Annotated in this window: 19 protein-coding genes; 7 read left to right on the top strand and 12 right to left on the bottom strand. The window is 61.8% G+C overall.

The features are described 5' to 3' along the window. Positions 1-8: 8 nt before the first annotated feature. The 3 genes from iolB to PBDP_RS12375 form a co-directional block, all read right to left on the bottom strand. The gene (gene iolB / locus PBDP_RS12385) at positions 9-818 is read right to left on the bottom strand and encodes a 5-deoxy-glucuronate isomerase (RefSeq protein ID WP_109755972.1); all 810 of its coding nucleotides are present in this window, start codon (positions 816-818) and stop codon (positions 9-11) included. Next, the gene (iolE, locus tag PBDP_RS12380) at positions 815-1,708 is read right to left on the bottom strand and encodes a myo-inosose-2 dehydratase (RefSeq protein WP_109755971.1); all 894 of its coding nucleotides are present in this window, start codon (positions 1,706-1,708) and stop codon (positions 815-817) included. Before iolE ends, iolB begins: the two co-directional genes overlap by 4 nt. A 217-nt stretch (positions 1,709-1,925) precedes the next feature. Next, entirely contained in the window at positions 1,926-3,863 is a 1,938-nt protein-coding gene (locus PBDP_RS12375; protein ID WP_212802311.1) for a bifunctional 5-dehydro-2-deoxygluconokinase/5-dehydro-2-deoxyphosphogluconate aldolase, read from the bottom strand. 313 nt (positions 3,864-4,176) lie between these two features. On the opposite strand from PBDP_RS12375, the gene PBDP_RS12370 reads away from it, so the two are divergent. After that, positions 4,177-5,100, top strand: coding sequence for a MurR/RpiR family transcriptional regulator (locus tag PBDP_RS12370; RefSeq protein ID WP_116832143.1), 924 nt, complete (start codon positions 4,177-4,179; stop codon positions 5,098-5,100). 33 nt (positions 5,101-5,133) lie between these two features. Next, positions 5,134-5,745, top strand: coding sequence for a glutathione S-transferase family protein (locus tag PBDP_RS12365; protein ID WP_212802310.1), 612 nt, complete (start codon positions 5,134-5,136; stop codon positions 5,743-5,745). A gap of 149 nt (positions 5,746-5,894) precedes the next feature. On the opposite strand, the gene hcnC is transcribed toward PBDP_RS12365, so the two are convergent. From hcnC to hcnA, 3 genes are read right to left on the bottom strand one after another with little or no spacing between them, the layout of a single operon-like run. Further along, a complete protein-coding gene (gene hcnC, locus PBDP_RS12360) occupies positions 5,895-7,157 on the bottom strand; it encodes a cyanide-forming glycine dehydrogenase subunit HcnC (protein ID WP_109755966.1) in 1,263 nt (420 codons plus the stop codon). Further along, on the bottom strand, positions 7,150-8,559 hold the full coding sequence (hcnB, locus tag PBDP_RS12355; RefSeq protein WP_212802309.1) for a cyanide-forming glycine dehydrogenase subunit HcnB: 1,410 nt from the start codon (positions 8,557-8,559) through the stop codon (positions 7,150-7,152). The genes hcnC and hcnB overlap by 8 nt, the downstream gene beginning before the upstream one ends. Further along, positions 8,556-8,879, bottom strand: a complete 324-nt coding sequence (gene hcnA, locus PBDP_RS12350; protein ID WP_212802496.1) for a cyanide-forming glycine dehydrogenase subunit HcnA — start codon at positions 8,877-8,879, stop codon at positions 8,556-8,558. The genes hcnB and hcnA overlap by 4 nt, the downstream gene beginning before the upstream one ends. A 279-nt stretch (positions 8,880-9,158) precedes the next feature. Here hcnA and PBDP_RS12345 point away from each other — a divergent pair, with 279 nt between their 5' ends. Further along, the gene (locus PBDP_RS12345) at positions 9,159-9,842 is read left to right on the top strand and encodes a response regulator transcription factor (RefSeq protein WP_039592999.1); all 684 of its coding nucleotides are present in this window, start codon (positions 9,159-9,161) and stop codon (positions 9,840-9,842) included. After that, positions 9,820-11,205, top strand: coding sequence for a sensor histidine kinase (locus PBDP_RS12340; RefSeq protein ID WP_109755963.1), 1,386 nt, complete (start codon positions 9,820-9,822; stop codon positions 11,203-11,205). Before PBDP_RS12345 ends, PBDP_RS12340 begins: the two co-directional genes overlap by 23 nt. 179 nt (positions 11,206-11,384) lie before the next feature. Here PBDP_RS12340 and PBDP_RS12335 read toward each other — a convergent pair whose 3' ends face one another. From PBDP_RS12335 to PBDP_RS12320, 4 genes are all read right to left on the bottom strand, one after another. After that, positions 11,385-11,630, bottom strand: a complete 246-nt coding sequence (locus PBDP_RS12335) for a DUF1652 domain-containing protein (protein WP_109755962.1) — start codon at positions 11,628-11,630, stop codon at positions 11,385-11,387. Between the two features lie 239 nt (positions 11,631-11,869). After that, on the bottom strand, positions 11,870-13,354 hold the full coding sequence (locus PBDP_RS12330) for a PAS domain S-box protein (protein WP_109755961.1): 1,485 nt from the start codon (positions 13,352-13,354) through the stop codon (positions 11,870-11,872). A gap of 84 nt (positions 13,355-13,438) precedes the next feature. Continuing rightward, on the bottom strand, positions 13,439-14,722 hold the full coding sequence (locus PBDP_RS12325; RefSeq protein ID WP_212802308.1) for a Zn-dependent hydrolase: 1,284 nt from the start codon (positions 14,720-14,722) through the stop codon (positions 13,439-13,441). Between the two features lie 151 nt (positions 14,723-14,873). Further along, the gene (locus PBDP_RS12320) at positions 14,874-16,352 is read right to left on the bottom strand and encodes an NCS1 family nucleobase:cation symporter-1 (RefSeq protein ID WP_109755959.1); all 1,479 of its coding nucleotides are present in this window, start codon (positions 16,350-16,352) and stop codon (positions 14,874-14,876) included. Positions 16,353-16,961: 609 nt separating this feature from the next. On the opposite strand from PBDP_RS12320, the gene hydA reads away from it, so the two are divergent. The 3 genes from hydA to preA all read left to right on the top strand — a co-directional run bounded on the left by hydA (position 16,962) and on the right by preA (position 21,224). Further along, positions 16,962-18,401 carry a dihydropyrimidinase gene (hydA, locus tag PBDP_RS12315; RefSeq protein ID WP_212802307.1) on the top strand — a complete coding sequence of 480 codons (1,440 nt, stop codon included), beginning with the start codon at positions 16,962-16,964 and terminating at the stop codon, positions 18,399-18,401. A gap of 180 nt (positions 18,402-18,581) precedes the next feature. Continuing rightward, positions 18,582-19,949 carry an NAD(P)-dependent oxidoreductase gene (locus PBDP_RS12310; protein ID WP_109755957.1) on the top strand — a complete coding sequence of 456 codons (1,368 nt, stop codon included), beginning with the start codon at positions 18,582-18,584 and terminating at the stop codon, positions 19,947-19,949. Further along, positions 19,950-21,224 carry an NAD-dependent dihydropyrimidine dehydrogenase subunit PreA gene (gene preA, locus PBDP_RS12305; protein WP_109755956.1) on the top strand — a complete coding sequence of 425 codons (1,275 nt, stop codon included), beginning with the start codon at positions 19,950-19,952 and terminating at the stop codon, positions 21,222-21,224. Positions 21,225-21,366: 142 nt separating this feature from the next. On the opposite strand, the gene PBDP_RS12300 is transcribed toward preA, so the two are convergent. Beyond that, positions 21,367-21,987 carry a TetR/AcrR family transcriptional regulator gene (locus PBDP_RS12300; protein ID WP_116832136.1) on the bottom strand — a complete coding sequence of 207 codons (621 nt, stop codon included), beginning with the start codon at positions 21,985-21,987 and terminating at the stop codon, positions 21,367-21,369. A gap of 290 nt (positions 21,988-22,277) precedes the next feature. Next, positions 22,278-22,622, bottom strand: coding sequence for a DUF6124 family protein (locus tag PBDP_RS12295; RefSeq protein WP_109755953.1), 345 nt, complete (start codon positions 22,620-22,622; stop codon positions 22,278-22,280). Positions 22,623-23,257: the final 635 nt, after the last annotated feature.

Below are 23,257 nucleotides of genomic sequence, written 5' to 3'. Positions count from 1 at the left end.
GGTGGAATTCAGAGGTCGAGCAGCCAACTGTGCTGCGGGTCGTTATGGAACTGCCAGACCCGCTTCGGGCCGGCCATGACGTTCAGGTAATACGACTCGTACCCATAGGGCACGCTGACCGGGTGGTAGCCTTTGGGAACCACCACCAGGTCGCTGTTCTCCACGGCCATGGCCTGGTCGATGCTGCGATCGTCGGTGTAGACGCGCTGGAACACGAAGCCCTGGGACGGATTGACCTGGTGGTAATAGGTTTCTTCGAGAAAGCTCTGGTGTGGCAGGTCGTCGGTGTCGTGCTTGTGCGGCGGATAGCTCGACGAATGCCCCGACGGCGTGCGCACCTCCACCACCAGCAGCGAATGGGCCGGTTCGCTGTCCGGCAGGATGTCGCAGACATAGCGGGTGTTGGCGCCCTTGCCGCGCACACTGCGCTTCATGCTGTCCGGGCGGATCAGCCGTGGGCCGTAACCGTTTTGCGCAGAACCCGGCGCGGCACACACAGCTATCTGTACATCGCTCAGGGCGGTGACCTGGGCCTGGCTGCCGGGCGGCAAGTAAGCTGCGTAAGGCGACTTGTCCTCGAACACCGACTGGCGATCACCGAGGTTGTCCCAATCGAAGGCGCCCTGCCCCGGCGCTTCGCCCTTGAGGCCAATGCGACCACTGAGCAGCACCAGGCACAATTCCTTGTCGCCGGCAGCGACCGGCAGGGTTTCGCCGAGGCTCAGGCGATAGGCGGCGAACCCGACGTATTCCAACTCACCCGCTGGCAATTGGACCATGGTCCGGCCGCTGGACTGACTTTTGATCAACAGGCTCATGACGGACTCCTTTCTTGCAGCAAGGCGCGCAGGGTGTCGTAGCCCTTCTTGGCGTAGACATAACTCGGCGCTACGGCGGGGTCCTGCTCGGCTTCCACCACCAGCCAGCCTTGGTAATCAGCGGCCAGCAACACATCGAGCAACGCGGCGAAGTCGATGTCACCGTCCCCCGGCACGGTGAAGGTGCCGTTGATGATGCAGTCGGGGAAACTCCAGAGGTTGTTGCGCGCCAGTTGCACCACCGGTTTGCGCACGTCCTTGAAGTGCACGTGGCAAACGCGCTCGATGTGTTTGCGCAGCACCTGCAACGGTTCGCCACCGCCCATGTAGCAGTGACCCGAGTCGAACAGCAGACCCACTTCACTGCCGGTCAGGGCCATCAGCTTGTCGATGTCCGCGGGCGATTCGACGTAAGCGCCCATGTGGTGGTGATAGGCCAGGCGCACACCTTGGGACAAGGTGAAGCGCGCCAGTTCGGTGAGTTTGTCGGCGTAGGCCTGCCAGGCTTCATCGGTGTGAAAGCGCGGCCGTTCGACCAGCGAGATCCGCTGGCCCTGGATCGAATCGGCAACTTCGCCATACACCAGCACCGTCGCGCCGTTCTGCGCTAACAGTTCCACGTGGCTGGCGATGGCGTCGATTTCCTCGGCCGCCGAGCGCCGGGCCAGACGACTGGAATACCAGCCGGAGACCAGCGCCAGGTCATAAGGCCGCAGCACATCGCCAACGCCCTTGGCGTCCTTGGGGAACTTGCCGTTGAGTTCGAAGCCTTCGTAGCCGATGGCCTTGCCTTCGCTCAGCGCAGTGCTCAGCGGCGTCTCGCCGCCCAGGGACGGCAAGTCATCGTTGCTCCAGGAAATCGGGTTGATGCCAATTCGAATAGCGGGCATGGCTGCACCTTTTATTGTTTTTCAAACTGAATATCGAAAACCATTTTGGAATACTTATTGTGGCGAGGGGATTTATCCCCGCTGGGTCGCGAAGCGGCCCCCTTAGGGTTGAATGTAATTTGCCTGACTCACCGAGTTGCCGGGTTTGGGGCTGCTTCGCAGCCCAGCGGGGATAAATCCCCTCGCCACAAGAGCACCACAGAAGCCTGCACAGTCATCAGGCACGGGCACTGCGCCACGCCTCGATCAACTCCACAAACCTGCCCTGCACCTGGCGGATCAGTGTTTCATCATCGATTTCCCCGGCCAGCCAGGCCCGGCTCGGTTCCTGGAAGATCGTGCGACCCACGGCAAATCCGCGGCAGGTGCTGCTCTGGCTGGCCTGGCGGAAACCTTCGGCCAGTGCGGCGGCCGGGGCGTTGAGACCCAGCAGCACCACGCCCCGGCAATACGGATCGCGCTGGTGGATCAGCTCATCGAGTTGTTTCCACTCATCCGCGCTCTGGGCTTCGATCTTCCACCATGCCGGGAAAATACCCAGGTTGTAGAGGCGCTTGAGGGCACGATAGAGCACGTCCGGGTGCGGCGATGGATGATCCTTGGGCGGAATGACTTCCAGCAGCAATTCATGACCGCTGACCTGGGAGGCCTTGTACAGCCCCATCAATTGCGCTTCCTGCTCCAGCCGCAGCAGCGGTTCGTCATCGGGGTGAAATTGCACCAGGCACTTGATGATCTGTTCCCGGGGCCAGGCGATCAGGTTGCTGCCAATGGAGCGCCCGTGTTCGAACGCCAGTGGCCGCGAATTCTGTACTTCCACTGGCCGCGCCACCCACCAGCCACGTCCGGTCGCGGCGTTCAGCGAATCCTGGCCGAAACGTTGATCGGCGAGCAGGCCGACGTCAGCCTCGACGCCCTGACGCCGCAAGTCGGCTTCGACCCGCTCCACCGCCTGGATGAACAGTTGCTTGAGTTGACCAATGCAACTGAGGTCACGACCGCCCTTCTGGGCCAGTTCCACCAGTTGCCAGCGATGGTCGAAAGCAAAGATGAACAGCTGTTTCCAGGCCTTGCGGGGGACGCTGACCTGATGCAGTCGTTGCAGCACGGCGTCCTGGTCCGGCCGGGTAATCGGCACCGGGCTCTTGAATAGATAGTCGAGTTCGGCCCGGGTCGGCATCGCTGGAGCACAGGCATGGCGCGACACCACCAGGCCACCGCAGGCATTGGCCAATTGGCAGCAGCGTTCATCGCTGGCGTCCTCCAGCCAACCCGCGAGAAAGCCCGACATGAACGCATCACCGGCGCCCAATACATTCAGCACCTCGACCCGTACACCCGGGTAAATCGCGCCGTCTTCAAGTCGAGTCGGGATAGCGCCGTGGATCACCGTGCAACCCTGCGGGCCTAGCTTGACCACCAGGGTCGCCGCCGTCAGCGAGCGCACAGTACGCAATGCACTCAGCAGGTCTTCGCTGCCGCCGGCGATCAGGAATTCTTCTTCGGTGCCAACGATCAGGTCGAAACGCGGCAGGATGCTTTGCACGTGCTGGCTGACCTTCTGGTCGGCGACAAAGCGGGTTTCCCCGTCAGCCTTGCCCGCCAGGCCCCAGAGCACAGGACGATAGTCGATGTCCAAGACGCGCTTGACGTTGTGTCTCTGGGCGTAATCCAGCGCCTGGGTGCTGGCCTTGTAGACGCTTTCGGTAGAGAAGTGAGTACCGGTGATCAGCAGCGCCTTGCTGGAGGCAATGAAGGTTTCGTCGATGTCTTCGGCGCGCAGCGCCATGTCGGCGCAATTTTCCCGGTAGAACACCAGGGGAAAGGTTTCCCGGTCCTTGATACCCAGCAGGACCAAGGCCGTCAGGCGTTCGGGGTCGACCTTGATGCCACTGACATCGCAGCCTTCGCGCGCCAGGGACTCCACCAGGAAGCGACCCATGTGGTCGTCGCCTACCCGGCTCAGCATCGCTGACTTGAGCCCCAATCGCGCCGTGCCGAAGGCGATGTTGGCCGACGAACCACCCAGATACTTGGCGAAGCTCGAAACATCTTCCAGACGCGCGCCGACTTGCTGCGCGTAAAGGTCGACACCCAGGCGTCCCAGGCAGATCACATCCAATTGACGCCCACTGGCAAAACGAGTCTGGCCCATGCTGGCTCCTGTTATTTTTATCAGCCTGCGCTTGTCGCCCGAACCGGCGACAACGCTGTTGGTGAATGCAGACTAAAACGAGCAGCAGGCAATAATCAATAATTATTCTATAAATTTTTTACGTGGAATATTTTTTCCAATACGCTATGAGCGAAGCCACCCAGGCGCAGTGCATCGTTTCAGCACCTGCTGCAACATTTGTCCGCCCATGATTTTCCCTGCGCCTACGCTGTAGACTGCGACCAGCCAACCTATTGTCGAGGGCCGGCCTGTTTTCGGGCCGCCCTATAAGAACAAGCCAGAAGGATTTTCTATGACCCGCCCCGATGATCTGCCGGCGCCGTCCGAGAGCGCGTCCGAACCCGCCCTCTCCAGCCCACCGATCAATGCCGAGCGCCTGCTGCAACTGATCACCGATGAATACGAAAGCCTGCCGCGCCAACTCAAACGCATCGCCAGCTACATGAGCCAGCAGAGCGACCGGATCATGGTCGACCGCATCAGCGACATCGCCCGCGAATGCGAAGTGCACCCCTCGGCCATCGTCAGGTTTTCCCAGCGCTTCGGCTTCAGCGGGTTCAGCGAAATGCAGGCGTTGTTCCGCGAGGCCTACACCCACAAGACCACGCCGGTGCAGAACTACCAGCAGCGCATCCGCAGCATGATCGCCAACAAGTCGCAGAAAGCCAGCGGCGGCGACCTGGCTCGCGAGTGCATCAATGCCACCCTGTCAGGCATCGAGCGCCTGGGGTTGGAGCTGGACGACCAGGCGTTCGAAAAAGCCGTGGACCTGGTAGTCAATGCCGACAATATTTATGTGGTGGGCGTGCGCCGTTCGTTCGCGGTGGCCGATTACCTGGTCTACAACCTGCAACACACCAATAAACGCATTCACCTGGTATCCGGCCTGGGTGGCAGCTACCGCGAGCAGATGCGTAGCGTGCGGGCCAACGACCTGGTGATCGCCATCAGCTTCACGCCGTACGGCAAGGAAACCCAGCACTGCCTGCGCATCGCCCAGCACCACCAGGCCAAGACCCTGATCATCACCGACAGCAACCTCTCGCCCCTGGCTAAACGAGCCAACACGGTGTTGCTGGTCAACGAAGGCAGTTCGTTCGCCTTCCGCTCGTTGAGTGCCACATTGTGCCTGTGCCAGGCGTTGTTCATCGCCGTGGCTTACCGACTGGAACTCAAGGTCGATGAAATCCATGAACAGGTCGGGTTCGAGGATTAACGCCCCGGCCCATGAATCGCTGAAGGAGAAGCCATGAAACTGATCGGTATGCTGGACTCACCCTACGTACGCCGCGTCGCCATTACCGCCAAATGCCTGGGCATTGCCCTGGAGCACGAGTCGGTTTCGGTGTTCAGGCATTTCGAACAATTCCAACGCATCAACCCGACGGTCAAAGCCCCTTCCCTGGTGCTGGACGACGGCACCGTGCTGATGGACTCCACGTTGATCATTGACTACCTGGAGGCCTTGGCCGCGCCTGGGAAAAGCTTGATGCCGGCCGACATTGGGCAACGAGTGCACTCACTGCGCCTGCTCGGCCTGGCCTTGGCGGCGTGCGAGAAATCGGTGCAGATTTACTATGAGCGCAACCTGCGGCCGACGGAAATTCAGCACGCACCTTGGGTTGAACGCGTGGAAGGCCAACTGGCGGCGGCCTATGGAATGCTGGAGCAGGAACTGGAGAAACAGCCGTTGAGCACCGATGGCTCGATTGATCAGGCTGGCATCACGGTGGCAGTGGCGTGGAGTTTCACCAACCTCGTGGTGCCGGACCAGGTGCAGGGCAAGGCTTTCCCGTTGATCAGTGCCTTCACGGCTTATGCCGAAGGGCTGGAGGCGTTTGTCAGCACGCCGATGGAATAGCGGACGAGCGCGACTTGTGTGGGAGCTGAGCTTGCTCGCGATAGCGGTGGGTCAGCTTGCATGGATGCTGAATGTGCCGCCGTCATCGCGAGCAAGCTCGGCTCCCACAGGGTTCATTACAAATCTCTGTAGGTAGAGAAGGCTTATTCTCAGGCCAGTTCCACTTCTTTTGTTTCAACGGCCTTCGGCGCCACCTCGAAGCGTTCTTCCAGAAATGGCGTGATGTCCAGCGGCAACGGCTCGTTGTTCACCAGCTTGTCCAGCAGTACCCCGGTGATGGCCGAGGTGAGGATGCCGGTGCGGAAATGCCCGCAGGCGTTGAGATAGCCTTCCACGCCGCGCATCGGCCCCAGGATCGGCAATTCATCAGGCGAACCCGGGCGCAGGCCGGCCCAGGTTCGTTTCAGGTTGATGTCGGCCAACTGCGGGATGCACCGTACCGCGCCTTGCACCAGCCCTTCGATCTCCGGATAGGTCGTGGTCACATCGAAGCCTTTGTCTTCGGTGGTGCTGCCAATGAGGATTTCACCGTTGTCTTTCTGCGCCACATAGCAGTCGCTGGTGGTCAGGCAGCCGTTGAGGATTTTCGGCATGCGCTCGGTCAGCAGGATCTGCCCCTTGACCGGCTTGACCGGAATCCGTACGCCAGTGGCCTGTTCGCTCAGGTCCGCCGCCCAGGCACCGGCCGCGTTGATCAGGGTCCGGCAGATGAAGGTCCCGGCCTCGGCGGTTTTCACCCCGGTGACCCGCGAACCACTGCGCAGGACTTCAGTCACGCTGGTGTTGAAGAACATATCGACGCCATTCTGCCGGGCGCCTTCGGTGTAGGCGTCGGCCAGACGGAAAGGGCTGACCTGGTGATCGCAGAGAAACTCCAGCGCCCCCAGGGCTTCATGGCTGACATTCGGCTCCGCCTCTCGCAAGGCCGCCTGGTCAAGCCAGCGCACCTGGTCGGCCAGGTGCGGAATGCAGGCGACGATGTGCTCGGCGTACAAACGGTCTTCGTCGTCGTAGATCACGAACTTGAGCCCGGTCTCCTCGAACTTGAAATCCATGCCGTGGTTGTCGATCAACTCGCGGTGCAACTGCGGATACATCGCATTGGACTGCAAGGCGAAATCGAAGAACGACTGGGGCAGGATATGCGGCGTGCTGGCATCCACCGCCACAGCGGCGCCCTGGGTCTGGCGCTTGCGGTTGGCCGACATCATGCGAAAGAAGATCACTCCGCACCCCAGGCCCACCGACTCACCGATGGCCCACAGCCCACCCGCCGACGCGCGGGTCGCATTGCCGGGGCGCTTGCTGTCGATCAGGGCGATCTTCAAGTGTTTGCGCTTGGACAATTGATAGGCACAAGAGGCGCCGATCACACCGCCACCGGCGATGACCACGTCATAGTCCTTAATCATGGGAAACGGCCTCCGTGCCGACGTTCTGGAACGCTGAAAAGGGAATCGGATCGATGGGGAAACGCGGCCGCAGCCAGCCCACATCGGCCCGCCCGGTGGCTTCGCGCAGGCGATCGCTGCAATAGCCGACGCACATCCGCCCCTGGCAATCGCCCATGCTCACGCGGGTGCGCATCTTCAGGCTGGCCATGTCTTGGACGCCTTGTTCCAGCGCCCGGTCGATGTCGGCGCGGGTGGCGTGCTCGCAGCGGCAGATCACCGTATCGGCCGCCGGCAATGTGGTTTGCCCGGCGCCACGCTGGGTATAGCGATCCACGGCGGCGCGAAAGCGGATGATCCGCTCCAGTTGCCCCTGGTAGCGTTCGCGCTGTGCCAGGGCCGTGGACGGGTCCAGCACATTGCGCTGCATCAGGATCGACAGCGCCGCGATGCGTCCGCTCAGCATCGCGGCTTCACCACCGCGAATCCCGCCCATGTCGCCGGCCAGGTGAATGTGCGCTTCGCTGCTTTGTTGCCAGCCATCGGACACCGCCCGCAAATAGCCGTCCTCGCTGAAACCGTGCTCCAGGCCCATCTGCTGGCTCAATTGAGTGCGCGGGATGAACCCGTAGCCGACCGCCAGCGTCTGGGCCGGTATCTGTTCGGAGCGTTTCAGGTCCGGCTCCCAGGTACTGGAATACGGCGCGACGGTGACATGGCTCAACTCACCCTCGCCGTCCGCCTGGACCACGCCCCAACCGTAGCGCACGGGAATGCGATTGAGCTTGAGATAGGCGAGCATGCTCAGGCCATCGAGAAACAGCTGTGGCTTGTTCAGCAGGGCCAGGCTTTCCTTGGCGATCCGGCCGAACGCACAGGCTTCATAGACACCCGCCACCGCCACGCCCGAAGCGTGCAGCTGGCAGGCCACCAGCGGCAGCAACGGCCCCGTGCCGGCGATCACCACTGGGCTCGGCGGCCTGACCACGCCGCTCTTGATCTGCAATTGCAGGCCACCGAGCATCATCACCCCCGGCAGGGTCCAGCCAGGAAATGGCACGCTGCGTTCGTGACAGCCGGCCGCCAGGATCAGGTGCGAATAGGCCACCTCGCGCAAGCGTTCGTCAGCGTCCAGCAGCATCAGCGCCCGGAAGCCTTCGGCGCCAATGACCCGGCTGCTCAATCGCACGTCGATCAGCCCGGCGTGTTGCTGGAATTCACCATGGAGTTTCTCCAGGGCTTCGCTGTAGCGCGGGCCGAGGTAATCCAGGCGCACGCCATCGCGCAACGGTCCGCGATACACCACGCCACCCAGGCGCGGCGCTTCTTCGAGCAAGGTGCAGCGCACCCCGTGCGAGGCCAATTCAATGGCCGCCGCCATACCTGCCGGCCCACCGCCGACAATCACCGGATCGAGACTCATGGTGCCTCCGTTTCGGTGATGCGATTGGCCCGGGTTTCGATCTGCATGCCAGGGCGTACCAGGGTCTGGCAGGCGCGGCGCTTGTGGCGACCGTCGATCTTGACCAGGCAGCACTGGCACACGCCCATGCCGCAGTAGGCACCGCTGACCTGGTCGTGATCGTTGCGGGCCACCTGACGTTGGCCCAGGGATTGAATGACAGTGAGGACGGTTTCACCCTGGGCGGCACTGACAGCCTGCCCGTCCAGGCGCACTGTCATGTCGGCCCGGGCCAACGGCTGGATATCGAATTTTCGGCGTAGAGAGTCTTGAGGTTGCATCATACTGCTCTTCCTTGAAGGTTCTTTGAGGTCTAGGCTCCTGGCGGCACACCCTCACCGTTTACGTCGATACCCTATAGCAACGGTGCGCCAAAGCGGGGCATGAAGATGCAACAGGATAGTGCGCGCGAAATTTATGTTAGGGATTATTTGTGACCAAGTGTTGATCCAGGCCAGCGAATCGGCTCGCCGGCTCATGAACTTTTTTTCAGAAAGCCGACAGGTATTCTTTGGCAAAATGCTGCGCAATCGCTCCAATTTCCCCACACGGTACCGCCCATGAACCGCATCCTGACCATCGAAGACGACGCCGTGACCGCCCGTGAAATCGTTGCCGAGCTGACCCGCAACGGCCTGGACGTCGACTGGGTCGACAACGGCCGCGAAGGCCTGGAACGAGCGGTCAGCGGCGACTACGACCTGATCACCCTCGACCGCATGCTGCCCGAGCTCGACGGCCTGGTGATCGTCACCACCCTGCGTACCATGGGCGTGGCCACGCCGATCCTGATGATCAGCGCCCTCTCGGACGTGGATGAGCGGGTTCGCGGCCTGCGAGCCGGCGGCGACGATTACCTGACCAAGCCGTTCGCCACCGACGAAATGGCTGCCCGGGTCGAAGTGCTGCTGCGGCGCAACAACGGCGCCCGCGAGCCGGAGACCGTGCTGCGGGTGGCCGACCTGGAGCTGAACCTGATCAGCCGCGAAGCCAGCCGTAACGGCCAATTGCTCAGCCTGCTGCCCACCGAATACAAGCTGCTGGAATTCCTGATGCGCAATAGCGGGCAGATCCTCTCGCGCATGATGATTTTCGAAGAAGTCTGGGGCTATCACTTCGACCCCGGCACCAACCTGATCGACGTCCACATCGGCCGCCTGCGCAAGAAAATCGACCCGCCGGGCCTGGAACCGCTGATTCGCACGGTACGGGGTTCCGGCTATGTCATTGCTGAACCCCGCTAAGGGCTGGCGCTCCTCCAGCAGCCGCCTGCTGGCGCTGTACAGTTCGCTGTTCGTGATCTGGAGCGCGATCCTGATGGGGGTCATGTATTACGAAGTATTCGGCTACCTCGACAGCCTGGCCAAGCATTCCCTGATGCAGCGCCAGCATCTGTTCGCCCGGATCCATGGCGATCAACTGGAAGACGCGCTCATGGCCAGCCTGACGCTGGACGAGCGCGGCGTCGATGCCTACGGCCTGTTCGATCCGCAACTGCGGCATTTGGGCGGGCCGATCCAACGAATCCCCACCGACCTGCCGCTGGATGGCAAGATCCACATGCTCGGCGGCTGCGTCGATTCCGACGACCCGAGCGTACCTTCCGACAGTTGTGACGCGGTGGCGACCCGCACCCAGGACGGCCGCTGGCTGGTCCTGGCCCGGGACAACGGCTCACTGTTCGCTGTGACCCGCATCATCTTGCATGCGCTGTTCTGGGGGGTATCGCTGACGATCCTGCCGGGCATCGCTGGCTGGCATCTGTTGCGCCGCCGACCGTTACGACGGATTCGCAAACTGCAGGCCAGCGCCGAAGCCATCGTCGCCGGCGACCTGACCCATCGCCTGCCGCTGTCGAGCCGGCGTGATGAACTGGACATGCTGGCGGCGATCGTCAATGCCATGCTCGACCGCATCGAACGCTTGATGAACGAGGTCAAGGGCGTGTGCGACAACATCGCCCATGACCTGCGCACCCCGCTGACCCGCTTGCGCGCCCAGTTGTATCGCATCCAGCAAGAGGCCCCGGACGGCTCGCCCGAGGCCTTGCAGATGGACCAGGTGATCGCCGAGACAGACACCCTGATGGCTCGGTTTCGAGGGCTGTTGCGGATTTCCGAACTGGAAGACCAGCAGCGCCGCTCGGGGTTCGTGCGCCTCGATCCGTTGCAGTTATTGCAGGAACTGCACGACTTTTACCTGCCGCTGGCCGAAGAAGGCGAACTGACGTTCACCCTGGAAGTGCCCGACGCCCTGCCCCTGCTCAACGGCGACCGGGCGTTGCTGTTCGAGGCAGTGTCGAACCTGCTGAGCAATTCCATCAAGTTCACCCCGCCGGGGGGCAAGGTGACCCTGCGTGGGGTCGATCAGGGCGACAGCACCCGCATCGAAGTGCTCGACTCCGGCCCCGGCATCCCCGAAGCGGAGCGCAAGGCCGTGTTTCGCCGATTCTACCGCGCCGAGGGCAGCAGCCAGCAAAGTGGGTTTGGCCTGGGTCTGTCGATCGTCGCGGCGATCGTCAATCTGCATGGGTTCACGTTGGAGGTGGGTAGCAGCGAACATGGGGGCGCGCGGCTGGTGCTCGATTGCCGGGGGACGTTGTTGTAGTCATAGGGCTGGAGCAGCATCTGTGGCGAGGGAGCTTGCTCCCGCTCGGCTGCGAAGCAGTCGCAAAACCGGTGGACATGGTTTGGTTGGCATGCGCGTCCGGCAGGTTTTGGGGTCGCTACGCGACCCAGCGGGAGCAAGCTCCCTCGCCACGGTGTGGTGTGCTTGATCTTTATCTATCAGGCATCACTGCGATGCAGCGGGGTGTTATGCAACTCATAGCGCAGCTCATCGATCAACTTGGCGATGCTTTCTTCCGAGCGGACGCTGTCGACGCTCATACCGCTCACCACCAGGTCCACCTCTCCACTTTCGCGGTGATACAGGCGCACGGTGAGGGTGCCGTCACCATTGAGGCTGCATTCGCAGGCCAGCGGCGTAAAACTTTCTTCGAGGCGGGCGCGCAAGGGGGCCAGATGGGTCATGTGATGCACCTCAGCCCCGGGGGCGCAAATGAACGGTGGACAGCTCCGACCTCCTGGTCCGCGTAGACGTCCTGTCGCTCTGATACTGGGTTCGTTCGCTGTACATTGTGGCGTATTCCTTACGTGTTTCGTGGGGACGCGACATCATGGACGATGTCGCACCCTGACAGCCTAAGGAACCGCCCCTTCCTGCAAAACCCGAATTTGCACCAGCACGCCAGGTGCATTTGCACTGGCTATCATGGTGCCTTCATCCGCCATTCGTTAGCGAACAACCCCCGCTCCCGGGCCCAGACAATTGCCTCGCTACGGCTATGGACATCCAGTTTCGAATACAGGGTCGCCACGTGATTGCGCACGGTGTTGGGCGCGAGCTTGAGGCGCGCGGCGATTTCCTTGTCGGCCAGGCCTTCGCAAATTAGCCCCAGCACATCTCGCTCCCGGGCTGTCAGCTCGGTGAATGACACGCTGGGCACCTGGGCGTTGATACTCTTCACGTTAGCCAGTTTTTCAATCAGGGTCCGACTGAACCAGGAAGCGTCTTTCATCACCTCCTCGATAGCCGCCACCAACTCCAGCTCCGAGCGTTTGCGCTCGGTGATGTTCATCAGCACCAGCAGATAGCAAGGCTTGTCCTGGATGAGCACGGTATCGGCGGCGACCTCACAGTCGATGAGTTCACCGCCCTTCTTGTGCACCTTGACGTCGATACGTGAGACCGCGGCGGCCTTTTCCAGCCGGGCGAACAGCGCGGCACTGGCGTCCTTGTCGAGAAAGCCGATCTCTTCCACGGTTTTACCCAGCAACTCTTCGCTGGCGTAACCGGTGGTCTGGAGGAACGCTTCGTTGATTTCCAACAACTGTTGCTCGGCGCTGCACACCAGGGTGGGCACGGGTGACAGGCGGAACGACTTGGCAAAGCGCTCCTCGCTCTGGCGCAGCGCCGTTTCGGCCTTGCGGCGCGGCTCCATGTCCATGAAGGAAAACAGCATGCAGTCTTCGTCGTGCAGATCCAGCGGCTGGCCGGCGACGATCACCTGCTTGCTGGTGCCGTCGGGCAACTTCAACTCGGCCTGCATTTGTGGAATGGTCGCGCCCTGCCCCAGGCGCTCGATGGCCAGGTCGCGTTTCTCGGCGGCTTCGAGCACATCCAGTTCATACACCGAACGCCCGATCACCTGCTCCCGGGTGTAGCCGGTCATCTCCAGGAACCCCGGGTTGACCTTGATGTAACGCAGGTCGCTGAGGCGGCAGATCACCGCCGGCGCCGGATTGGCGCCGAAGGTTTTCTCGAAGCGCTGCTCGGCGCTGGCCCATTCGGTGGCATCGCTGAGGATCAACACGAGCAGTTCCGGCTCGCCGTTGCGGTCAGCCAGCACCATGCTGCGGATCCGATGCACCCAGGTACGATCGGGATCGGCCTGAGGCGTGACTTCCACCAGCACATCGCTGAACTCATCGCCACGGGCAACCCGGGCGATGGGGTAGTTGTCTTCGGTCAGTGGATGATTGTTGCGGTAACGCAGATTGAAGCGCCGGGCATATTGCCGGGCCGTGGTGCCCAGCTCACTGAGGTCCTTGACCCCGTGCATCGTCAAGGCCGCTGCGTTGGCCCAGGCGATGGTCTGGTCGACCTCGATCAACATCACCCCGTCGGACAGTCCGGCAATGATCTGCAGCAATTGGCGACGGTTGGTATCGGTGGTCGGGACTTGCTGATTCATTGGGTCTCCATGTGGTCAGTAGGGTTCAAGCATGGATGCGTTGAAAGTTACGACCACATGGGTTTGCAATAGTGCATCGGCCCTTCACGCCGCCATGCGCCCCTCGGCAATCGCCTGTGAAGCGGCCAGCATCGCCCGCAGCAGCACCGCACAGCCGGCGGCGAGGTCATCCGGGGCGGCGTTTTCGATTTCGTTGTGGCTGATGCCGCCTTCGCAGGGCACGAAGATCATCCCGGCCGGGCCCAGTTCGGCGAGGAAGATCGCGTCATGACCGGCACCGCTGACGATGTCCAGGTGGGACAGGCCCAACCCTTGGGCCGCGCCGCGTACGGCGTCGACGCAGCCCTGGTCGAAATACAGCGGCGGGAAATCGGCGGTGGGTTTCAAGTCGAAGGTCAGGCCGTGCTGGCGGCAGGTGTCTTCGATCACTTGCTTGACCTCGGCGATCATCGAATCCAGGCGTGCCGGTTCCAGGTGACGGAAATCCAGGGTCATGCGCACTTCACCGGGGATGACATTGCGCGAGCCCGGATAGGCTTGCAGGCAACCGACCGTGCCGCAGGCATGGGGTTGATGGCCGAGGGCGGCGCGGTTGACGGCGCCGACAATGATCGAGGCGCCCACCAGGGCGTCCTTGCGCAGGTGCATCGGGGTCGGGCCGGCGTGAGCTTCCACACCGCGCAGTGTCAAGTCGAACCATTTCTGCCCCAGGGCGCCCATGACCACGCCGATGGTCTTGCCCTCGTCTTCCAGGATTGGCCCCTGTTCGATGTGCGCCTCGAAATATGCGCCCACCGGGTGCCCGCTGACCTGGCGCGTGCCGGCATAGCCGATGGCATTCAACGCCTGGCCGACGGTGATGCCTTCGGCGTCGACCTTGGCCAGGGTTTCTTCGAGGGTGAATTTTTCCGCGAACACCCCGGAGCCCATCATGCACGGGGCGAAGCGCGAGCCTTCTTCGTTGGTCCACACCACTACTTCCAGGGGGGCCTCGGTTTCGATGTTCAGATCATTGAGGGTACGTAGCACTTCCAGCCCGGACAGTACGCCAAAGCAGCCATCGAACTTGCCGCCGGTGGGCTGGGTATCGATGTGGCTGCCGGTCATCACCGGTGGCAGGTTCGGATTGCGCCCCGGGCGCCGGGCGAAGATATTGCCCACCCCATCGATGCTGACGGTGCAGCCCGCCGCCTGGGTCCATTGCACGAACAGGTCGCGAGCCTGGCGGTCCAGATCCGTCAGGGCCAGCCGACACACACCGCCCTTGACCGTGGCACCGAGCTGGGCCAGGTCCATGAGCGATTGCCACAGGCGGTCGCGGTTGATGTGCTGGTGGGTGGATTGCAGGACGTCGATGGCGGCGTTCATGGGGATCTCCATTTTTTCAGGCATTTTGTTGGTGTCTTGAGGCTGCTATCGCGAGCGGGCTCGCTCCCACACTGGATTGGGGTGGATGCAAAATCTGTGTGCACAGCAAATCCCCCTGTGGGAGCGAGCCTGCTCGCGATGAGGCCCGCCTTCACACCGCAGTTTTAGCGACGGACGGGCTCGCTCGCATACCGCACAACCCGTAATAAATCACCCCGCCCAACGCCGAGCCGGTGAACCAGCCATAGCTGTAGAACCAACTGAACGCATCGCTGCCCAGGGACAGCAATGTCAGCACCACCGGCACGCCAAAGGCGATGAAACCGTTCCAGTTCCACGCCGGGTAAACGTCGTCGCGGTACAGGCCGGCGAGGTCCAGTTGCTGTTTCTTGATCAGGAAATAATCCACCACCATGATCCCGGCAATCGGCCCCAGCAGACTCGAATAGCCCAGCAGCCAGTTGGAATAGACCGATTCCAGACTGACCTCGGAAACGATCAGGCCAAGCTTTTTCAGCAGTTCATGGGCCATCAGCGCCAACCCCACCAGGCCGGTGAGCATCACGGCCTTGGTCCGGCCGATCAGTTTCGGCGCCAGGTTCTGGAAGTCGTTGGTGGGCGAGACGATGTTGGCGGCGGTGTTGGTCGAGAGCGTGGCGACGATGATCAGCACCATGGCCAGCGCCACCCACACCGGGCTCTGGATGTGCCCGATCAAGGTCACCGGGTCGGAGACGGTCACCCCCACCAGTTTTTCCGAAGCGGCGGTCATGACCACGCCGAGGGAGGCGAACAGGAACATGGTCAATGGCAGGCCGATGATCTGGCCCACGACCTGGTCTTTCTGGCTCTTGGCATAACGGCTGAAGTCCGGAATGTTCAACGACAGCGTGGCCCAGAAACCGACCATGGCTGTCAGCCCGGCAAGAAAGTAACCGATCACGCTGGCACCCTCTGGGCGTTTGGCCGGGACCGCCATCAATTCAGTCAACGAGACATTCGGCAACGCCCACACCAACAGGCCGGCACCTACCAGCACCAGCAGCGGCGCGGACAGGGTTTCCAACCATTTGATCGACTCGGCACCGCGCAACACCACCCACAGGTTCATGACCCAGAACACCATGAAGCCGATCACCTCGCCGGTTCCGCCGAGGCTCTTCCAGCCGTCGAACACCGAGCCGAGAAACAGGTGGATCGCCAGGCCGCCGAACATCGTCTGGATGCCGAACCAGCCACACGCTACCAGGGCGCGAATCAGACACGGGACGTTGGAGCCGATGACACCGAAGGACGAGCGCAGCAGCACTGGAAACGGAATGCCGTACTTGGTTCCGGCGAAGGCGTTCAGGGTCAAGGGAATCAGCACAATGATGTTGGCAAACAGGATCGCCAGCAACGCCTCGCCCACCGTCAGGCCAAAGTAGGCGGTGAGCACGCCACCGAGGGTGTAGGTCGGCACGCAGATCGCCATGCCGACCCACAGGGCGGTGATGTGCCATTTGTTCCAGGTTCGCTCGTGCACCTTGGTCGGCGCGATGTCGTGGTTGTAACGGGGGCTGTCGAGGACGTCGCTGCCGGCTTCAAGCTCGAACAATCCGTCGCGCTCGGTCACTGTTGATCTGGTCATGTCCGCTCCACTGTTTTCATTATTTTTGCTCATCGACTGGCGATGGCCGGAGTACTTGCACGCGTGCTACCGACCACCCCCGCCAGACCCACGACGGCACTCAATAACCGTGCCGGATAATGCGTCGAGCTGACCGGATGATCGATATAACCCTTTCAACCTTTTGATGTTTAACGTTTTAAAGCCACGTGATTGCCTTGTTTCAATCCCTGCTTGTCGCCCTTGAGGCTAGATGACCTTCACGCCCTGTCGAGTGAGAGATTCAAAGTGGTGCACCCCGGATCAACGCGAGGCGTCTAGACCGCACTTCCAGCACTTTCAAGCCGCTGATTTACCATGACAAATCTCGCTCAAATAACGATCCTGTCAAGTGCGTCAAAATGGTGAGCAGGCTCACCATTTTGGTGATTTAATAATTTATTTCTTTAATTTCAATAAGTTAATTAACTAATAAGCTTATAAAAAATAATCTTGCTCATTTCAATAACTCCAGCTAGCTTCTAATCCTGACAGTAGTGACAAGAATATAAACCGGCACGACTTTACCTACCGTGATCGATAAAACATAAAGAACCGACAACAGTCGGTCATGCCTGCGAGGAACTCGGAATGTCTCTGTTGATCCGTGGCGCCACCGTTATTACCCATGATGAAAGTTATCGCGCCGATGTGTTTTGCGCCGACGGCGTGATCAAGGCCATTGGTGACAACCTGGATGTTCCCGCCGACGTCGAAGTGCTCGATGGCAGTGGTCAATACCTGATGCCCGGCGGCATCGACCCCCATACGCACATGCAGTTGCCGTTCATGGGCACGGTCGCCAGTGAAGACTTCTTCAGCGGCACGGCAGCGGGCTTGGCCGGGGGCACTACATCGATCATCGACTTCGTGATTCCCAACCCCCAACAGTCGCTGATGGAAGCCTTTCATCAATGGCGCGGCTGGGCCGAGAAAAGCGCCAGCGACTACGGTTTCCACGTGGCGATCACCTGGTGGAGCGAACAGGTCCGCGAAGAAATGGCCGAGCTGGTCAGCCACCACGGGGTGAACAGCTTCAAGCATTTCATGGCCTACAAGAATGCGATCATGGCCGCCGACGACACCTTGGTCGCGAGCTTCGAGCGCTGCCTGGAATTGGGCGCGGTGCCCACCGTGCACGCCGAGAACGGCGAGCTGGTCTACCACCTGCAACGCAAGCTGCTGGCCCAGGGCATCACCGGGCCGGAAGCCCATCCGCTGTCGCGGCCCTCGCAAGTGGAAGGCGAAGCCGCGAGCCGCGCCATCCGCATTGCCGAGACCCTGGGCACGCCGCTGTACCTGGTGCACGTGTCTACCAAAGAAGCCCTGGACGAAATCACCTATGCCCGCAGCAAGGGCCAGCCGGTCTACGGTGAAGTGCTGGCCGGGCATCTGCTGCTGGACGACAGCGTCTATCGCGACCCGGACTGGCAGACCGCCGCCGGCTACGTGATGAGCCCGCCCTTCCGCCCACGCGGGCATCAGGACGCACTCTGGCACGGCTTGCAGTCCGGCAACCTGCACACCACCGCCACCGACCACTGCTGCTTCTGCGCCGAGCAAAAAGCCGCCGGCCGCGACGACTTCAGCAAGATCCCCAACGGCACCGCCGGGATCGAAGACCGCATGGCGGTGCTCTGGGACGAGGGGGTCAACAGCGGCAAATTGTCGATGCAGGACTTCGTCGCCCTCACCTCCACCAACACCGCGAAGATCTTCAACCTCTACCCACGCAAGGGCGCGATCCGCGTCGGCGCCGACGCGGACCTGGTGCTCTGGGATCCCCAGGGCAGCCGCACGATCTCAGCCAAGACCCACCACCAGCAGGTGGACTTCAACATCTTCGAAGGCAAGACCGTACGCGGCGTACCCAGCCACACCATCAGCCAGGGTCGGCTGGTCTGGGCCGATGGCGACCTGCGTGCCGAACGCGGTGCCGGGCGCTACATCGAACGGCCGGCGTATCCGGCGGTGTTCGATTTGCTGAGTAAGCGGGCGGAGTTGCACAGGCCGGTTGCCGTGGAACGCTGAGAGCGGCCTCCGGCCTATCGCGAGCAGGCTCGCTCCCACAGGGTCTGCTGTGCACACAGATTTCGCGCTCACCCGAAATCCAGTGTGGGAGCGAGCCTGCTCGCGATGAGGCCAGTCCAGACACCGAAAAAAACCACTGCCCACCAGAGGCAGCACCTCAAACACCGTGAGGCCCATTCCATGATCCAGCCCTTGAGTCACCTCCCCCATTCCCAGGAAGACCCGGCCACCCTCGCCGCCCGCTTCAGCGACCTGGCGCCGCCGCTCAATGCGCGCCAGGCCCACCTGGAGGCCTCTCGCTGCCTGTACTGCTACGACGCGCCGTGCGTGAATGCCTGTCCGAGCGAAATCGATATCCCTTCGTTCATTCGCAACATCCACCAGGACAACGTCCAAGGCGCGGCGCAGAAAATCCTCTCGGCCAATATCCTCGGCGGCAGCTGCGCCCGGGTCTGCCCCACGGAGGTGCTGTGCCAGCAAGCCTGCGTGCGCAACAACGCCCACGAGTGCGCACCGGTGCTGATCGGCCTGTTGCAACGCTACGCGGTGGACAACGCCCACTTCAGTGAACACCCGTTCCACCGGGCCGCCGCCACCGGCAAGCGCATCGCCGTGGTCGGCGCCGGCCCGGCGGGGTTGTCGTGCGCGCATCGCAGCGCCATGCACGGCCATGACGTGGTGATTTTCGAAGCCCGTGACAAGGCCGGTGGCCTCAACGAATACGGCATCGCCAAGTACAAACTGGTGGACGATTACGCCCAGCGCGAACTGGACTTTCTGCTGGACATCGGCGGCATCGAAATCCGCCATGGCCAGAAACTTGGCGAGAACCTGAGCCTGAGCGACCTGCATCAGCAATTCGACGCGGTGTTCCTCGGCCTCGGCCTGGCCGCCAGCAAACAACTGGGCCTGAGTGACGAACAGGCACCGGGGCTGCTACCCGCCACCGAGTACATCCGCGAACTGCGCCAGGCCGACGACCTCAGCCAGTTGCCGCTGGCCGACCGTTGCATCGTCCTCGGCGCCGGCAACACCGCCATCGACATGGCCGTGCAAATGGCCCGCCTCGGCGCCCGGGACGTCAACCTGGTCTACCGTCGCGGCCTCGAGGACATGGGCGCGACCTTGCACGAGCAAGACATCGCCAAGGCCAATCAGGTGCGCTTGCTGACCTGGGCTCAACCGCAGCAGGTGTTGCTCGATGACGCCGGCCGTGTGCGCGGCATGCGCTTTTCCCGTACCCATCTGGAAAACGGGCGGCTGGTCACCAGCGCCGAAACCTTCGACCTGCCTGCCGACGCCATCTTCAAAGCCATCGGCCAGGCCTTCGACGACAACGCGCTGGTGGACCCTCTGGCCCGGGAACTCAAGCGCCAGGACGGGCGGATCCTGGTGGACGAACACCTGCGCACCAGCGTTCCCGGCGTCTACGCCGGCGGCGATTGCACCAGCCTGGACCAGGACCTCACCGTGCAGGCCGTGCAGCACGGCAAACTCGCCGCCGAGGCGATCAACGCTCAACTGATGCTCAACGTGGAGGCTGCGTAAATGGCCGATCTGTCGATTGTCTTCGCTGGCATCAAAGCCCCTAATCCGTTCTGGCTGGCCTCCGCCCCACCCACCGACAAGGCCTACAACGTGGTCCGCGCCTTCGAGGCCGGCTGGGGTGGCGTGGTCTGGAAAACCCTCGGGGAAGACCCGGCGGCGGTGAACGTGTCGTCGCGCTACTCGGCCCACTACGGCGCCAATCGCGAGGTGCTGGGCATCAATAACATCGAGCTGATCACCGACCGTTCCCTGGAGATCAACCTGCGGGAAATCACCCAGGTAAAAAAGGACTGGCCGGACCGGGCGCTGATCGTGTCGCTGATGGTGCCCTGCGTCGAAGAGTCCTGGAAATCTATCCTGCCCCTGGTGGAAGCCACCGGTGCCGACGGCATCGAGCTGAACTTCGGTTGCCCCCACGGCATGCCGGAACGGGGCATGGGCGCGGCGGTCGGCCAGGTGCCGGAGTACGTCGAGCAAGTGACCCGCTGGTGCAAGACCTATTGCTCGCTGCCGGTGATCGTCAAGCTCACGCCGAACATCACCGACATCCGCGTCGCCGCCCGCGCGGCGTATCGGGGTGGTGCGGATGCGGTGTCGTTGATCAACACCATCAACTCCATCACCAGCATCGACCTGGACCGCATGGTCGCCCTGCCCAGCGTCGGCAGCCAGAGCACCCACGGCGGCTACTGCGGTTCGGCAGTCAAACCCATCGCCCTGAACATGGTCGCCGAAATCGCCCGCGATCCGCAGACCCAAGGCCTGCCCATCTGCGGCATCGGCGGCATTGGCAGTTGGCGCGACGCCGCCGAATTCATCGCCCTGGGCAGCGGCGCGGTGCAAGTGTGCACGGCGGCGATGCTGCATGGGTTTCGCATCGTCGAAGAGATGAAGGACGGGTTGTCGCGTTGGATGGACAGCCAGGGCCATGCCAATCTGCAAGCGTTCTCCGGTCGCGCGGTGGGCAACACCACCGACTGGAAGTACCTGGACATCAACTACCAGGTCATCGCCAAGATCGACCAGGACGCCTGCATCGGCTGCGGGCGCTGCCACATCGCCTGTGAAGACACCTCGCACCAGGCCATCGCCAGCCTCAAGCAGGCGGACGGCACGCGTAAATATGAAGTGATCGATGAAGAATGCGTGGGCTGCAACCTGTGCCAGATCACCTGCCCGGTGCAGGACTGCATCGAGATGGTGACGGTGGACACCGGTAAGCCGTTTCTGGATTGGAACCATGATCCGCGTAATCCCTACCATGTAGCGGTTTGAAATTTGCGGTGTCTGGGCTGCCGTCATCGCGAGCAGGCTCGCTCCCACATTGGATTTGTGGTGAACACAGATCATCTGTTCACAACCGGTCCTCTGCGGGAGCGAGCCTGCTCGCGATAGGGCCATCAGTTGCGTCAAATTTTCAAGGCTCCAACCCAATCCCCCGCAAAATCACACTGGTCACGGTCTGCACCGCCTTTTCGAACTGCATGTCCGACAGCGGCTGATGATCATTGAGGATGTTGATCTGATGGTCGAAGTCGGCGTAATGCTGGGTCGAGGCCCAGATCATGTAGAGCAGGCTTGACGGCTCCACCGGCAGAATGCGTTTGTCATCCACCCATTGGCGGATTTTCGCTTCCTTCATCTTGGCCCAGTCATACAGGCTGGCATCCAGCGCCTGGCCCAGGGTCGGGGCGCCGTGGATGATTTCGTTGGCCCAGACCTTCGAGCCGTAGGGCCGGCTGCGGGAGTGGTTCATCTTGGCGCGGATGTAACTGCTGAGCACCACCCTTGGGTCGTCGAACATCTCGAAGCACAAGGCGTCCTGTTTCCAGACTTCCAGCAGGTCGAACAGCACGGCGCTGTACAGCTCGCTCTTGGTGCTGAAGTAGTAATGCAGGTTGGAACGCGGCAATTGCACTTCGGCGGCGATGTCAGCCATGGCGGTGCTGCCGAAGCCTTTCTCGGCAAAGACCTTCTCGGCGGCCAACAGGATTTTCTCGACGTTACTGCGACGAATCTCGATCTTGTGATTGCCCATGAGGGCTCCCTGGCAACAGCGTTGATCAAGACTAGCATTCACCCACTTCTGAAAACACTGGGGATCCCTGTGGGAGCGAGCAAGCTCGCTCCCACAATGTGACGGTGGTTCTGTTCAGATAAATGTGTACGCAGGGGACTCTCGTGGCGAGGGAGCTTGCTCCCGCTCGGCTGCGCAGCAGTCGTAAAACTGGCTGATGCGATCTGCCTGAAAGACCGCGTCAGCCCATTTGGGGCTGCTGCGCAGCCCAGCGGGAGCAAGCTCCCTCGCCACAGGTGTTGCCCCCTGCGTTATCTCGACTGGCGTGCTTCGACGTTATCCAGCGCACGGTTCGCCAGCAACCCGCTCAGTTCGATCAGTTGCAGGATGCCCAGGGCAATGTGGCGCCTGGGACCTTCCAGGTCGAAGGCCAGGTCATTGACCATGGCATTGGCCGAGGCCAGGTTTTCGCTGAGGTTGGCGAGCAGGGTTTCGGTGTCGACGCCATGGGCGACGGTGAAGAGTTGGCCGGGTTCGGCTTCGGGTTTGCTGGGTTTGGGCTTGAGGTAGTGGTCGAGGATGCGGTCGGCGGCTTTGTCGAAGGCTTTTGAGTTGGCTGGATCGGTGTCCGGCGGGTTGGGTGTGGGTTTGAACATAGATGAATCTCCAAATCGAAAAAAGGAGACCATCACCCTCGCTACCAAACGAAGGGTGGCGGCCATACGCGGGTTGGTAGACCGGTGACTTGGAGAACCGGCGCGTCCGAAGACGCCCTGCGCATGACCGCCATAAAAACAGATACCAAAGGCCTCTGCTACAAGGGCTATGCGACAAGTCAAAAGCCGGGCTATCAAACCCGATCGCTGATTCGTCAGCGACCCGGAAACGATAGAGCCCCGGCCCCCAGGCGCACAAGCCGGCGGATTCTGGCGCAGTTGTAGGGAATGGCGCAAGACAACGTAGCCCGAACCCGAACGATCCTACATCTGGATAAACACCAAGCTGTTTAAACTGGAAACAGGGCTAACAACACACCTTGTGGCGAGGGGATTTATCCCCGCTGGGCTGCGAAGCAGTCCTAAAGAAGCTGGATGCAATCAACCTGACACACCGCAGCGACAGTCATTGGGGCTGCTTCGCAGCCCAGCGGGGATAAATCCCCTCGCCACGAGAGCCCGCTTAAGCCTTCCGATCGCCGACATGCGACTAATGTCTTAGACCAGTCATCGCACAACCAGACACCCCACCGCTATTCTCAAACCTCGCATCTGCCCGGCGCCACGGCCTGCGG

It is taken from the genome of Pseudomonas sp. St290 (assembly GCF_018325805.1).
GTDB classification, from domain to species: domain Bacteria; phylum Pseudomonadota; class Gammaproteobacteria; order Pseudomonadales; family Pseudomonadaceae; genus Aquipseudomonas; species Aquipseudomonas bijieensis.
The sequence above is the reverse complement of the archived record's forward strand: the minus strand, read 5'-3'. Positions and strand labels throughout refer to the sequence as shown.